The sequence below is a fragment of the Cupriavidus basilensis genome, assembly GCF_029335485.1.
In the GTDB taxonomy this organism is placed as follows: domain Bacteria; phylum Pseudomonadota; class Gammaproteobacteria; order Burkholderiales; family Burkholderiaceae; genus Cupriavidus; species Cupriavidus basilensis_E.
Window position 1 is genome coordinate 26455 of record NZ_JARJLM010000424.1, and the last position, 13839, is coordinate 40293.

General features: G+C 65.8%; 10 protein-coding genes and 3 tRNA genes. 5 read left to right on the top strand and 8 right to left on the bottom strand.

Translation table 11 applies throughout. The features are described from left to right. Nucleotides 1-28: 28 nt before the first annotated feature. The 3 genes from P3W85_RS25250 to P3W85_RS25260 all read right to left on the bottom strand — a co-directional run bounded on the left by P3W85_RS25250 (nt 29) and on the right by P3W85_RS25260 (nt 886). On the bottom strand, nt 29-580 hold the full coding sequence (locus tag P3W85_RS25250; RefSeq protein ID WP_276266770.1) for an Arm DNA-binding domain-containing protein: 552 nt from the start codon (nt 578-580) through the stop codon (nt 29-31). A 150-nt stretch (nt 581-730) separates the two neighbouring features. Next, a tRNA-Gly gene (locus P3W85_RS25255) sits at nt 731-806 on the bottom strand. 4 nt (nt 807-810) lie between these two features. Then, a tRNA-Asn gene (locus tag P3W85_RS25260) sits at nt 811-886 on the bottom strand. A gap of 238 nt (nt 887-1124) precedes the next feature. Between P3W85_RS25260 and P3W85_RS25265 the strand changes: the two genes are divergently transcribed. Continuing rightward, nucleotides 1125-1201 (top strand) — tRNA-Arg (locus tag P3W85_RS25265). A gap of 123 nt (nt 1202-1324) precedes the next feature. Here P3W85_RS25265 and P3W85_RS25270 read toward each other — a convergent pair. After that, on the bottom strand, nt 1325-2236 hold the full coding sequence (locus P3W85_RS25270; RefSeq protein ID WP_017230109.1) for a LysR family transcriptional regulator: 912 nt from the start codon (nt 2234-2236) through the stop codon (nt 1325-1327). Nucleotides 2237-2503: 267 nt separating this feature from the next. Between P3W85_RS25270 and P3W85_RS25275 the strand changes: the two genes are divergently transcribed. Next, a complete protein-coding gene (locus P3W85_RS25275) occupies nt 2504-3814 on the top strand; it encodes an MFS transporter (RefSeq protein WP_276266771.1) in 1311 nt (436 codons plus the stop codon). 65 nt (nt 3815-3879) lie between these two features. Next, nucleotides 3880-5376, top strand: a complete 1497-nt coding sequence (locus P3W85_RS25280; RefSeq protein ID WP_276266772.1) for a M81 family metallopeptidase — start codon at nt 3880-3882, stop codon at nt 5374-5376. A 31-nt stretch (nt 5377-5407) separates the two neighbouring features. Here the strand turns inward: P3W85_RS25280 and P3W85_RS25285 are convergent, their stop codons facing one another. Then, complete coding sequence (locus tag P3W85_RS25285; protein ID WP_276266775.1) at nt 5408-6562, bottom strand: MFS transporter; 1155 nt, start codon at nt 6560-6562, stop codon at nt 5408-5410. Nucleotides 6563-6757: 195 nt separating this feature from the next. Between P3W85_RS25285 and P3W85_RS25290 the strand changes: the two genes are divergently transcribed. Together P3W85_RS25290 and P3W85_RS25295 are read left to right on the top strand one after the other, a co-directional pair. After that, on the top strand, nt 6758-7699 hold the full coding sequence (locus P3W85_RS25290; RefSeq protein WP_017230112.1) for a LysR family transcriptional regulator: 942 nt from the start codon (nt 6758-6760) through the stop codon (nt 7697-7699). 191 nt (nt 7700-7890) lie between these two features. Beyond that, entirely contained in the window at nt 7891-8421 is a 531-nt protein-coding gene (locus P3W85_RS25295) for an isochorismatase family protein (RefSeq protein ID WP_017230113.1), read from the top strand. A 112-nt stretch (nt 8422-8533) separates the two neighbouring features. Here the strand turns inward: P3W85_RS25295 and P3W85_RS25300 are convergent, their stop codons facing one another. The 3 genes from P3W85_RS25300 to P3W85_RS25310 form a co-directional block, all read right to left on the bottom strand. Next, a complete protein-coding gene (locus tag P3W85_RS25300) occupies nt 8534-11653 on the bottom strand; it encodes an efflux RND transporter permease subunit (protein WP_017230114.1) in 3120 nt (1039 codons plus the stop codon). 6 nt (nt 11654-11659) lie between these two features. Continuing rightward, nucleotides 11660-12820 (bottom strand): efflux RND transporter periplasmic adaptor subunit, encoded by a 1161-nt coding sequence (locus tag P3W85_RS25305; RefSeq protein WP_017230115.1) that lies wholly within the window; start codon nt 12818-12820, stop codon nt 11660-11662. A 2-nt stretch (nt 12821-12822) separates the two neighbouring features. Then, the coding region (locus tag P3W85_RS25310) for a TolC family protein (RefSeq protein ID WP_276266773.1) at nt 12823-13839 on the bottom strand (1017 nt) is incomplete at its 5' end.

The following is a 13839-nucleotide window of genomic DNA, read 5'->3' on the forward strand; positions in this document are numbered from 1 at the left end:
TCCATTTTCCTCATGATTTGCGATCGGCTTAACGGAGGTTTGTCCAATGCGGGAGTCCGGACTCGCCGGCTGGCGGCAGCAGATGTTCACGGCTGGGCAGAAGGTCCTTGTGGAAGATGTGCCGAATTTGCTCCTGAGTGCTCTGACGGCCCGCCTTCAGGCTCAGCTTGCGGAATTCGAACCACTGCTCGAACACCTTCAGGAAGGTGTGCTCTTCGGCCAACAGGGCCAGCCGGCGCTCCTGATTGCGATGCTTGTGAGGATTGATGCCGCGGGCGACCAGCTCGCGAGCTTCGTCGCGTCTGGTTCGGGCTTCTTTGAGGGAAATCTCGGGATAAGTGCCTAGAGCGAGGCGCTTTTGCTTGTCATGCCGGCAGTAGCGAAAATGCCAGCTTTTGTTGCCTTTTTGGGATACCGCCAAGGACAGACCATCAGTATCGCCGAGGGTGTGTTCCTTGCCGGCGGCCTTGGCCTGGCGCACGGCGGTGTCGGATAGTGCCACGCTCAACTCCTCTGCACCTGGGTTCAGGAACAGATGGTCGACATATCGCCCGCTGCCAAACAGCAACAATGCGTTCAAGCACTCGTCCGTATCGATGGACTGAAAAATGGACTAAAAAGCGCTGGCTGGTGTTGGATTCCAGTGGAAGGCACTGGAATGAAAAAAGGGGCTTTCGCCCCTGTTTTCAATGCCTTACAGAACTCGGTGGAACGCTGTAGATCTATATTCTGGAGCGGGAGACGAGGCTCGAACTCGCGACCTCAACCTTGGCAAGGTTGCGCTCTACCAACTGAGCTACTCCCGCTTTTTGGCTCCCCGACCTGGGCTCGAACCAGGGACCTACGGATTAACAGTCCGGCGCTCTACCAACTGAGCTATCGGGGAACTAAGGCCCGTCTGTGCAACGGAGGCCGGATTGTACAACAAGAATTTCGCCAAGTGAATAGCTTGTTGAGTAGATTCGCTGGAAACACATTGCGCCAGGAGGACAGGTCTTTTCCGGCTCTTCGCTGATCCGCGGTGAGCGAAACAGGCGGTGGATCTCAAGATCTGCCGCGGCATCCATATCCTCAAAAAACACTTGCGTACCCGCGGACCGCGCGATATAGTCTCGCCCTCAAGTGCGGCTGTAGCTCAGTTGGATAGAGTACTTGGCTACGAACCAAGGGGTCGTGGGTTCGAATCCTGCCAGCCGCACCACCTGACACAAGCGGTAAAAAGAACGGCTTAGAGGCTTGGTCTCTAAGCCGTTTTTTTATCGATGCCGCAGGGATCGCCGATCCCCCATTCCTTCCCCTTCATGCATCCGCAGCGCTCACGCGCTCAATCGGCGAAGACCGGCAAACTGGCACCGATGCGCCTGAGCAATTCGTTTGCCGCTGTCGGCAATGGCCGGCCCAGCCGCACAATGGCCTGGCATTCCGGCGACAGCAGCACCGGATGCGCCACCGGCAGCGCGGCCAGTTCTCCCCGTTCGATTTCGAGCCGTGCGCCAAGCACCGGCATAAAGGTAACGCCCGCGCCGCTGCGGACAAACTGCTTCAGCACCTGCAGCGAATTGGTGGTCAGTGCTGGCGTCAGGTGAATGCGCTCGGTGAACTCCACCACGTCGATAATCTGCCGCAGGCCATAGGGCGCGGTCATCAGCGCAAGCGGATAGCGCATCGCATCGGCCAGCGTTACCGGGCCTTCGTGGCCAGCCAGCGGATGGTCCCTGCCGACCAGCAGGCAAACCGGGTGGACCTTGCGGAACCGGCAACGGATGGCCGGGTGCGCCGGCGGGCTGTAGGCCAGCCCGATATGCGCGCAATCTGTTGCGACCGCTTCCACCACTTCGTTGACCGAGCGTACCTGGATGCCCACGTTCAGTTGCGGGTAGTCGATACAGAATGGTCCGATCACGCGGGCCGTGAGGTCATCGACAAACCCCTCGCTGATGGCCAGCTGGAGGTTGCCGCGCTGCATGCCGCGCAGCTCTTGCAGGCGCGTGCTCAGGTGCTCATGCTGCGCGCGGCAGCCACGGTGGTACTCCAGCAGCATGTCGGCGGCTTCGGTCGGCACCAGCCCGCGCGCACGGCGCTCGAACAAGGGCAGGCCCAGTTCCTTTTCCAGCAACTGGATCTGCCGGCTGATCACCGATGCCGCCGAGTTCAGCTTCTCGGCGGCGCCGCGGATCGAGCCGCAGGCCACCACTTCATGAAAATAGCGCAGACGCGACTGGCTGATTTCCTGCATATACGCTCCCCCTCTTTTTCTTGCCCCGATCCCGGCCTGATCTTCCGCGATCCCCACCGGCACGCTCCCGGCCGCCGCCGCCCATGCGGCCGCTGCGCCAACGGCAGCGTCGACTGCTGCGTTGCCCGTAGAGCAACGATAATTTACCACCGTGGTCATTGTCTCGAACGCAGGCCATGACAATAATGGCCATTGCGCGCCGGGTACGGCCACTGGCGCCGATCCATGACAACAAACATAAGAACAAACGATAAGGAGGAGACCCGCATGTCTGTCGCCCACAAAACCCCCGACCAGCGCCAGGATCCGCGGCTGGCAGCGCTTTACCGCAAGATCAGTTGGCGCATCCTGCCCTTCCTGCTGCTGTGCTACGTCTTCGCTTACCTCGACCGCATCAATATCGGTTTCGCCAAGCTGCAGATGCAGCAGGACGTCGGCCTCAGCGATGCGGCCTACGGCCTTGGCGCCGGCATCTTCTTCCTCGGCTACGTGATGTTCGAGGTGCCCAGCAACCTGCTGCTTGCGCGTATTGGCGCGCGCCGGACCATCAGCCGCATCCTGGTGCTGTGGGGCACGACGTCGGCCTGCATGCTGTTCGTGCAGGGCGAGTGGAGCTTCTATGCCCTGCGTTTCCTGCTGGGCGTGTTCGAAGCCGGCTTCGCGCCGGGCATGATCTTCTACCTGACCTACTGGTACTCCCAGTCGCGCATGGCGGGGGTGATGGCGCTGGTGATGTGCGCCGGGCCCATCGGCGGCATCGTCGGCGGACCGATGTCCACCTGGATCATGACGGCCTTCTCGGGCGCGCACGGGCTGGACGGATGGCAATGGATGTTCCTGATCGAGGGCTTGCCTTGCCTGCTGCTGGGCGCCCTTGCCTACAAGATCATGGACGACCGGCCCGGCGACGCCCGCTGGCTCAGCGCGGCGGAAAAAGCGCTGCTGCATGCCGATCTCGCCCAGCGCTCTGCGCAGCAGAAACACGCCTTCCGCGACGTGCTGAAGGACAGCAAGGTCTACGGCATGGCCGCCACGTATTTCTGCCTGATCTGCGGCATCTACGCGGTCAGCTTCTGGCTGCCCACCCTGCTGAAGAACGCCGGGGTGGTCGATACCATGCAGATCGGCTTCTACTCGACCATCCCCTATATCGCCGCCATTGCCTGCATGCTCGCCTTCGCCCGCAGCTCCGACCGCCGGCGCGAGCGGCGCTGGCACACCATGGTGCCGGCCTTGCTCGCCGGCGTCGGCCTGTGCGTGGCCACCAGCGCGCCCGGCAATTTCGCCTTGTCGTTGACGAGCATCACGCTCGCCACCGGCATGATGTGGGCTGCCTATACGGTGTTCTGGGCGATGCCGTCCGAGTACCTGAAAGGCGAGGCGGCAGCCGGCGGCATCGCACTGATCAATAGCATCGGCCTGCTGGGCGGCTTCCTCAGCCCCGCCATCATCGGCTGGGCCAAAGAGGCTACCGGCTCGCTCAGCGCCGGCTTGTATGCGATCGCCGCCCTGCTCGTGGCCGGCGCCCTGCTGCTGGTGGTCAACCGGCGGCCTGGCACGGCGGCCGTCCGCGCCTGAAGCGCTTCCGACACCGGCCGGCGCCTGCTCCGGCCATCATTTCCTCATCCAACGGACAATTACCGATGCATATCCTGGTGGCCGGGTTTCAGCACGAGACCAATACCTTTGCCCCCTCCAAGGCCGACTACGAGAACTTCGTGCGCGGCGAGAGCTTTCCCGCCATGGCGCGCGGCCAGGCCATGCTCGCGCTGCGCGAGGTCAATATTCCCGCCGGGGGCTTTATCGACGCGGCACTGGCGCAGGCGCACACCATCGAACCGGTGATCTGGGCCGGTGCCAGTCCGTCCGCGCATGTCACCCAGGCCGCGTACGAGCGCATTGCCGGCGAAATCGTCGAGGCCGCCGGCGCGGCCCGCTACGATGCCATCTACCTGGACCTGCACGGCGCCATGGTGGCCGAGCATGCCGACGACGGCGAAGGCGAACTGCTGAGCCGCCTGCGCCGCCAGGTGGGCTCACAGGTGCCCATCGTGGCCAGCCTGGACCTGCACGCCAACGTCACCGAACGCATGCTGGCATCCGCCGACGCCCTGGTGGCCTTCCGCACCTATCCGCACATCGATATGGCGGCTACCGGCGCGCTGGCCGCGGCGCTGCTGCGCGAGCGCATCGGCGCGCAAGCCGGCTGGCACCGCAGCGTGCGCCGCCTGCCCTTCCTGATCCCGATCAACGGCATGTGCACGCTGCTCGAGCCAGCCGGACGCATCTACGCCATGCTGGCGGAGCTGGAGCGGCGCGAAGGCGTCAGCTCCCTGTCATTCGCGCCGGGCTTCCCGGCTGCGGACTTCCCGGAATGCGGGCCGGTGCTTTGGGGCTACGGCACGGATGCGAACGCGGTGGAGCGGGCCGTCGAGACGCTGTACCTGGCAGTGATGGCAGCGGAAGCCGAATGGTCGGTCACCTTCCATGCTCCCGAGGCAGCGGTACGCATCGCGCAGCAGCTCGCCAGGCATGCGACGCGCCCGGTGGTGATCGCCGATACGCAAGACAACCCCGGTGCCGGCGGCGATGCCAACACCACCGGCATGCTGCGCGCCCTGGTCGACGCCGGCGTGCAGGACGCGGCCATCGGCCTGTTCTACGATCCCGCCGCCGTGGCCGAAGCCGTACGCGCCGGCGCGGGCAGCCGTATCAGGCTCAGCCTCGGTGGCCAATCCGGCGTGCCCGGAGACTCCCCCTTTATCGGCGACTTCCTGGTGGAAAGCCTGTCGGACGGCAAGACCCGCTTCGACGGCCCGATGATGCACGGCATGCCGGTGGATCTCGGCGCCGTTGCCTGCCTGCGGATCGGCGGCATCCGCGTGGTGGTGTGCGCGATGAAGGTGCAGATGCTCGACCGCAATCTGTTCCGGGTTGGCGGCGTCGAGCCCGAGGCGATGAAAATCCTGGTGGTAAAGAGTTCGGTGCATTTCCGCGCCGACTTCGAGCCGATCGCGGAGCAGGTCCTGGTCGCCAAGGCCCCCGGCCCGATGCTCGCGGATTCGGCGGACCTGCCGTGGAGCCGGCTAGCCGAGGGCATCCGCACGCGCCCGCTCGGCCAGCCTTTCAAGCACGGCTAGGCGCCGCGCCGCGTTGTCCACGGGAAGGTTTTCACTGCATCGATATACGCCGGCCAGGCCGGAAGCCATGCCGCCTGGCTCGCCAGGTGGCAGCCAGGCCGGCCAGTAGCAACGCCAGCAACACCCAGGGGAAGACCGCGGCGCCCGCGGTCTCCAGCAGCACGCCGCCGATCACGCCGCTGCCGGCAAAGGCGAGGTTGAAGACGGTCACCAGCATCGACTGTGCGACCTCGGCACCGTCGCCGGCGGCGTCGGCCAGGGCAGTCTGCAGCAGCGTCGGCGCGCCGCCGAAGCTCAGCCCCCAGGCCGCGACGCAGACATACACCACCGCGGGCGAGGTGCCGCCGATACCCAGCGCCAGCGAGACCAGGGCGAATACCCCAAGGCTGATCAGCACCAGCGCACGCAGCCAGCGATCCACCAGCAGGCCAGTGAGCCAGATGCCCAGGATGGCCGCGATACCGAAGATCAGCAGCACCAGGTCCACGCGACCGGCCAGGCCGGCCAAAGCCAGGAACGGCGAGATATAGGTATAGAGGATGTAATGGGCAAGGATCCAGGCCAGGATCACGAACAGCACCGGGCACACACCCGGCGTTGCCAGGACCTCGCGCATCGGCTGGCGCCGGCCGGCCGTCTCCCCGGGGAAGTCGGGCACCCTCAGGAACACCCACGCCATCAGCACCAAAGTCAGCCCGGACAGGATGCCGAAGATGCTGCGCCACCCGGCCAGTGCGCCGGCCCAGGCGCTCAGCGGCACGCCCAGCGACAAGGCCAGCGGTATGCCGACCATTGCCACCGCGAGGGCCCGCCCTTGCTGCGGGCCCGCCACCATGCGCCTGGCGTAGCTTGCCAGCAGGCTCCAGGCCAGCCCGGTAGCGATGCCCACCATGAAGCGCGCCGCCAGCGTCAACGCGAAATAGGGAGACGCGGCGGTCACGGCATTGCAGACGAAGAAGCCGCCCGCCGCCAGCAACAGCACGCGACGCCGGCGCCAGCCACGCAAGGCGATGGTCAACGGGATCGCCGCCAGGCCGGAGCCCAGTGCGCAAAGTGTCACGAGTTGACCTGCCCACGCCTCTGAAACACCAAAGCCATGCGCGATCTGCGGGAGCAGGCCGGCCGGTACGGTTTCATTGGCGGTCGCGATAAAACTGGCCATGGTCAGGGCCAGCAAGGCCCCCATGGGAAGGTGGCCAGCGGTGGACGGGTGGGCGCCCCCCGAGGATGCCGCACTCACCGCCTGGAGAGTGTTATCACTCATTGCTGTCTGCCTTTCATCGTGGATCCTTCGTTTGGTTTGCAATGCGTCAGCGTAGTGGCGAGCGGCGCCGGCGATAATTGGCTTACCATTGGAATGATTTTCAAATCCACGTGAAAAATGGCCACGGATCGACTCGGCGACATGCGCCTGTTTGCAGAAGCAGCGGCACTAGGCAGCCTGTCCGCGGCTGGGCGCAGGCTCGGTGTCTCCCCCGCCGCGGCAAGCGCACGGCTTTTCAAGCTGGAGGCGGCGTTGCACGCAAGGCTGTTCGATCGCACCACGCGCCAGTTGCGCTTGACTGACGAGGGCCGCCTGTACCTGCAGCATTGCCGGATCGCCCTGCGCGCCGTCGACGATGCGGAAGCTGCGCTCCAGGCAGGTCGGAACACGGTGCGCGGCAAGCTGCGGATTTCGGCGTCGTCGGATTTCGGCCGGAACCTGCTGAGCCAGTGGCTCGATGAATTCCTCGGCCTGTATCCGGACCTGAAGATTGCGCTGTCGTTATCGGACTCGCTGTCGAACCTGCTGCAGGACGATATCGACCTGGCGATTCGCTTTGGCGTGCCGAGCGACGGTACGCTGATCGCTCGGCGCCTGGCGCCCAACCGGCGCGTGCTGTGCGCATCGCCCGACTATCTCGCCCGGCACGGCGAACCCAGGACGCCAGCGGACCTGGCCAATCACCAGTTCATCGTACTGGTCACCGCGGCAGGCCCGTTGAACGAGTTCCAATTCGTCATGGACGAGCAGCCCTGCAGCCACACGGTGCCGATGGACCAGGCATGGGAAACCAATGACGGGGCGCAGGCCCGGGCCTGGGTGCTGGCGGGCCGCGGCATAGCGCGCAAGACCATCTGGGATGCCGCCGCGGACGTCCGCGCCGGGGCGCTGAAAATCCTGCTGCCCGGTCTGAGCCCGAGCGAGGCCGGGGTCCACGCCGTATTTCACGGCACCAGATTCATGGTGCCCCGCGTACGCGTGCTCCTCGATTTCCTGATAGAGCGCTTCCGCCGCGAAACCGGGGAACTGCTCGGCGATATCATCATCCCTGGCTTCTAGGCGCTGCCTGTCCGCAGCGCGATCGCGCGCAACGCGCCGCATGGAAAATGCTGTTCGCGCGGCGGCCCGGCGCTCCGGTCATGGCCGACCTGCCTGAAGTACCATCGGGGCGGGGGATCCAAAGCGACGCCCAGCCTCGCGCGCCGGAGCAACCAAAATTGCCGAAAACCGAAAAACCAATGGAGACGAGCATGCTGCACAATGCCGCTGAATCTACTCTGGTGCTGGTGGATTTCCAGGCTCGCCTGATGCCGGCAATACACGATGGCGATCGCGTCGTAAAGGAGGCCATACGTCTTGCCAACATCGCGCGCGTCCTGGGCGTGCCCATAGTCGGCACCGAGCAAAGCCCCGGCAGCCTCGGCGAAAATCTCGATGAGATCAAAAGGCTGTGCGACCGGACCGTGGCAAAGGACCACTTCGATGCATGCCGGGACGGTCTGCCCGACGCGCTCCCTGCCGGGCGAAAGCATGTGGTGGTAGCCGGCTGCGAAGCCCACGTCTGCGTTCTCCAGACCGTCGCCGGGCTGCTGGACCACGGCCTGAAAGTCACCGTCGTGCTGGATGCCATAGGCTCGCGCAAGCGCGCCAGCTACGAGGCGGCCGTCGACAGGATGCGGCGGGACGGGGCCACTGCAGCCACTGTCGAGATGATTGCCTTCGAATGGCTGCGCACGAGCCGGCATGAACGGTTCCGCGAAGTGCTCGGCTTGGTGAAGTAACGTTCGTGAAGCGGCGCGTCGCGGCGCAGCGCCCCATGTGAGAAAAAAACGCCCCACCGGAACTGCGTGGGGCGCCGCCTTGCTTCAGGCTCCTTCCAGGTTATGTCCGGCTTTACACCGGCACATCCCTGCTCGGATCCGGCTTCCGGTTGTCAAACCAGCGGTACAGCGTCGGCACCATCACCAGCGTCAGCAAGGTCGAGGTGATCAGCCCGCCGATCACCACCACCGCCAGCGGACGCTGCACTTCCGATCCCGGACCGGTGGAGAACAGGAACGGCACCAGCCCCAGCATGGCGATGGTCGCCGTCATCATTACCGGACGGAAACGCTGGGTAGCGCCCTGCACCACCGCTTCGTCCAGCGACAGGCCGGAGTCCCGCAGCGTGCGGATATACGACACCAGCACCACCCCGTTGAGCACCGCCATGCCCCACAACGCGATAAAGCCCACCGAGGCCGGCACCGACAGGTACTCGCCGGTGATGAACAGCCCGATGATGCCGCCGATGGAAGCAAACGGCAGCACGGTGATGATCAGCGTGGCAAAACGCACGGAGTTGAACAGCAGGAACAGCAGGAAGAAGATCGCGGCGATGGTCACCGGCACGATGATCTTCAGGTGGCCCATGGCGCGTTCCATGTTCTGGAACTGGCCGCCCCACTCCAGGTAGTAGCCTTCCGGCAGCTTGACCTTGCTGCCGGCCGCCTGCTGCAGCTCGGCGACGAAGCCGCCAAGGTCGCGGTCCTTGACGTTGATCATCACCACTACGCGGCGCTTGGCCATTTCGCGGCTGATCTGCGCGGGACCGTCGGTGACTTCGATCCTGGCCACGCTTTGCAGCGGCACCTGGGCGCCGTTGGGCGTGGCCACCAGCAGCTGGCGGATGGCCTGCACGTTGTCGCGGAAGTCCTCGGGCAGACGCACGGCGGCGGCAAAGCGGCGCTCGCCTTCGAAGATATCCGTGGCGCGCTTGCCGCCGATGGCGATCTCGATGATGTCGTGGATGTCGGAGACGTTCAGCCCGTAGCGGGCGATGGCTTGCCGGTCGATCTCGATCGACAGGTACTGTTGCCCGGAGATCCGTTCGATGCGGATATCCTGCGAGCCCTGGATGCCGCCCGCCACGCGCGCGATCTCGCCAGCGAGCTCGCGCAGCTTGTCGAGGTCGTCGCCGAACACCTTCACCGCCACGTCCGAACGCACACCGCTGACCATCTCGTCGACACGGTCCGAGATCGGCTGCGCCATCACGATCTGCACGCCGGGGATGGCCTTGAGCTTCTCGCGGATGGCGCTGGCGATATCGTCCTGGGTCCAGCCGTCGGGCCACTCGTCGCGGTCCTTCAGGCTGGCGATGGGCGTCGATTCGTTCTGGCCTTGCGGGTCCGCCGGGCTTTCGCCGCGGCCCACGCCGGACACTACCGACTTCACTCCCGGCACCGACAGCACCAGTTTGTTGGCTTCCATCTCCAGCTTGACCGACTCCTCCAGCGAGATATTCGGTACGCGGTCCAGCGCCGGCACGATCGAGCCTTCCTTCATCTCGGGGATGAAGGACGTGCCCAGCAGCGGCACGATGGCCAGGGTGGCCAGGAACGCCCCCACCGCGCCGATCACGGTCTTGCGGCTATTGCCGAGCGCCCAGTGCAGCATGCGCAGGTAATGCCGCTTCATGAAGGCGATCATCCGCGTGTCGTGCTCGGCGCCGCCCTTGAGCAGGTAGGACGACAGCACCGGCGACAGCGTCAGCGACAGGAACAGCGAGATCGCCAGCGCGATGGATATGGTGAAGGCCAGCGGCGCGAACATCTTGCCTTCCATGCCGGTCAGCGTCATCAGCGGCAGGAACACCAGGATGATGATGCCCACGCCAACGATCACCGGCGTGGCCACTTCCTGCACGGCCTTGACCAGGATCTCGGTCTTGCTCATGCCTGAATGATCGCGATGCCCCAGCCGCTCGAAGGCATTCTCCACCACCACCACCGACCCGTCGACCATCAGGCCGATGGCGATGGCAAGCCCCCCCAGCGACATCAGGTTGGCCGACAAGCCCACCTGGTTCATTACCATGAAGGTCAGCAACGGCGTCAGCACCAGCGTGGCCAGCACGATGACCGACGAGCGCACATCCCCCAGGAACAGGAACAGCACGATTACCACCAGCACCACCCCCTCGAGCAGCACCTTGGTCACCGTCCACAGGGCAGAATCCACCAGCTCGCTGCGGTCGTAGTACGGCACGATCTGCAGCTTGCCCGGCAGCATGCCGCGCTCGTTGATCTCGGCCACCCGAGCCTTGACGCGGCTCACCACTTCCTTGGCATTGCCGCCGCGCATCATCATCACGATGCCGCCCACCGATTCGGTCTCGCCGTTCTTGACCAGCGCGCCCTGCCGTACCTCGTGGCCGATGGTCACGTCGGCCACATCGCGCAGGTAGACCGGCGTGCCAGAGATCTCCTTGAGCACGATGCTGCCGATATCGTCCACGCCACGGGCCAGGCCCACGCCGCGGATCAGGTACTGCTCGGCATAGTGCGGCAGCACGCCGCCGCCGGAGTTGGCGTTGTTGCGCGCCAGCGACTGGTAGACCTGCTGCAGCGTGATCTGGTGATGCCGCATGCGGTCCGGGTTGACCAGCACCTGGTACTGCTTGACGAAGCCGCCCTGCGAGTTGATTTCCGCCACGCCGGGGATCGAGCGCAACAGCGGGCGCACCACCCAGTCCTGCGCGATGCGCCGCTCGGACAACTCCTCGGTGGTCAGCGCGCGGTTGCCGTCGTCGGCGCGGTCCAGTGTGTACTGGTAGACCTCGCCCAGGCCGGTGGAAACCGGACCCAGCACCGGCGTCACGCCCTCGGGCATGCGGCCGGCCACCTCGATCAGGCGCTCCATCACCAGTTGCCGGGCGAAGTAGACATCCGTCGCATCGGTAAACACCAGGGTGATCAGCGACAGGCCCGCTTTGTTCAGCGAACGCATCTCTTCCAGGCCCGGCAGTCCGGTCATCGCCATTTCCACCGGCACGGTGACAAAGCGCTCCACCTCTTCGGGCGAGCGGCCGGTGGCGTCGGTGGCGATCTGCACCTGCACATTGGTCACGTCGGGAAAGGCATCCACCGACAGTTTGGTAGCCGCGCGCAGGCCGAAGAAGAACAGCACCACGGCCAGCACGCACACCACCAGCCGCTGCTTGATAGCGGCTTCCACAAGGGATTTCATCATGTCCGGTTACCCCTGTTCCAGGCGTTTGCGCTCGTTGTCGAGATGGAAAGCGCCCTGCACCACGATGCGGTCGCCCGCCTTCACGCCGCTTTGCACCACGCGCATGCCGTCGCTCTCTGCGCCCAGCCTGACCTTGGCCAGGCGGTACAGGCCGCCGGCCTGCTCCACATACACCAGCTCGTCGTTGCCGTCGCGCACGATGGCGGATTCCGGGATCACCAGTTGCTCGGTGGGCGCGCTGGCGATCAGCATGCTGGCCAGCATGGCCGGCTTCAGGCGCCCTTCCCGGTTTTCCAGCTCGGTGCGGACCAGCACCGTGCGCGATTGCGGATTCACGGTGCGGCCTACGTAGATAAGCTTGCCGGTGATCTGCTTCAGGCCCGCGCCGTTGCCAAGCGACGGCACCTCGATGTCCACGCTCTGGCCCTCGGCCACCAGCGCGGCCTGCTGCTCGGGCACTTCGGCGATCACCCATACGCGCGACAGGTCGGCCACGGTATAGAGCGCGTCCGCGGGCTGCACCACCTGGCCTTGCGCCACGTTGCGCTCCACCACGGTGCCGCTGATGCTGGAGAACACCGGCGAGTAGGAATCGATGCTGCCGCTCTTGGCCAGTTGCGCCACCGCGCCGGCCGACATGCCAAGCACGCGCAACTGGTCACGATAGGCGCGCATCTCGGCAGACGAGATCGCCAGCTCGCTCTCGCGCCGCTGCAGCTCGCCTCGGCCGATCACATCGGCAGCGAACAGCTGGCGGGCCCGCTCGGCGTTGCGGGCCTGCAGCTCGGTCTGGGCCTCGGCCTTGAGGAAGGCCATCTGCGCCGCGCCCAGCTCGCTGCTATGCAGTCGGGCGAGCACCTGGCCAGCCTTGACCTCCTGGCCCAGGATGCCGTAAAGATCGGTCACGCGGCCGGTCACGCTGGCGCCGATGCGCGCCACCCGCTGTTCATCGAAATCGATACGCCCGGCCACCCGCAGCACTTCGCTGAAGGGGCTGGCGCTGACCGGCGCGACCTTCAGCGATTGCTGCAAGGCGCCTTCCGGCTTGACGATGCCGGGCGGCTGCCTGGGCGCTTCGGCCACGGGCGCGGGTTCGTCCGAGCAGCCGGCCAGGGAAAACACCAGGGCTGCGGTTGCCGTCAGGGAAAACAGGAAATGGGGACGCATGCTTATTTGGATTCCGTAGGTGCCGAGGGAGCCGAAGGGGCCATGGGTGCCGTGGGTGCCACGGGCTGCCCGGGCACGTTCGACAGCAGCTTCTCAATCTGGATGGTGGCGGCCTGCAGTTCGTACTGGGCCGCGATCAGGTCGCTGCGCGCGCCGCGCAGCACGCGCTGGGCATCGAGGTAATCCAGGATGCCGCGCTCGCCGAAGCGGTAGGCCGACTCCGCCACCGCCAGCGCGGACTCGGCCTGGCGCACGATGCCGCCTTCCAGCGCGCTCACCTGGGACTGGGTGATCTCGTACTGCCGGTAGGCCGTCTCCAGCTCCTGCATCAGCTCGAACTCGCGGGCCTCCAGCGCGGTGCGGGCCTGGATGGCCTGCGCGGTGGCTTCGCCCACCGGGCCGGCGCGGCGGTCCCACAACGGAATGGTCAGGACCAGGCCCACCTGCGAGACGGTGTTGTCCGGCTGGCGCTCGGCGCTGGCGCGCACCGCCAGTTCGGGCAGCCGCAGCGAACGCTGGTAATCCACCGCCAGGCTGGCGCGGTCGGCTTCCAGGCGGCGCTGGGCCAGTTCAGCGTTGACGCCGGCCAGCGTGTCGCGCAGCACCGGCAGGGCCGGCAGCGCCGTCTGCTGGTTCAGGCTGCCGGCGAGCGAATAGGCCACGGGCAAGGCACCGCCTACCTGCTGGCGCAACGCCGCCTTGACCTGGTTGACCCGCAACTGGGCGCTCTGCAGCGTCTTCTGTGCGCCGAGCAGTTCGGTCTCGGCCTTGATCAACTCGTAGCGCGGCGCTTCGCCAACCTCCACCCGCAGGCGGGCGCGGTCATGGATCTGCCGCATCATGGCCAGGTCCTCCTTGGCCGCTGCCAGTTCCGTCTCGCGCCGCAGGACGTCGAAATACGAGGTCTTGACCCGCGCCGCCAGGTCCGCGCGGAAAGCCTGGCGACCGGCTTCGGTGGCCTCCAGGCTGCGCCCGGCGATCTCCGTGCGCAATCTGCGCTGCTGCGGGTAGTCCAGCTT

Excerpts from the sequence above, each read along its gene's own strand:
- P3W85_RS25280 (WP_276266772.1), top strand. The coding sequence starts at position 3,880 with ATGCATATCCTGGTGGCCGGGTTTCAGCACGAGACCAATACCTTTGCC.
- P3W85_RS25270 (WP_017230109.1), bottom strand. The coding sequence starts at position 2,236 with ATGCAGGAAATCAGCCAGTCGCGTCTGCGCTATTTTCATGAAGTGGTG.
- P3W85_RS25290 (WP_017230112.1), top strand. The coding sequence starts at position 6,758 with ATGGCCACGGATCGACTCGGCGACATGCGCCTGTTTGCAGAAGCAGCG.
- P3W85_RS25300 (WP_017230114.1), bottom strand. The coding sequence starts at position 11,653 with ATGATGAAATCCCTTGTGGAAGCCGCTATCAAGCAGCGGCTGGTGGTG.
- P3W85_RS25275 (WP_276266771.1), top strand. The coding sequence starts at position 2,504 with ATGTCTGTCGCCCACAAAACCCCCGACCAGCGCCAGGATCCGCGGCTG.
- P3W85_RS25285 (WP_276266775.1), bottom strand. The coding sequence starts at position 6,562 with ATGGGGGCCTTGCTGGCCCTGACCATGGCCAGTTTTATCGCGACCGCC.
- P3W85_RS25295 (WP_017230113.1), top strand. The coding sequence starts at position 7,891 with ATGCTGCACAATGCCGCTGAATCTACTCTGGTGCTGGTGGATTTCCAG.
- P3W85_RS25305 (WP_017230115.1), bottom strand. The coding sequence starts at position 12,820 with ATGCGTCCCCATTTCCTGTTTTCCCTGACGGCAACCGCAGCCCTGGTG.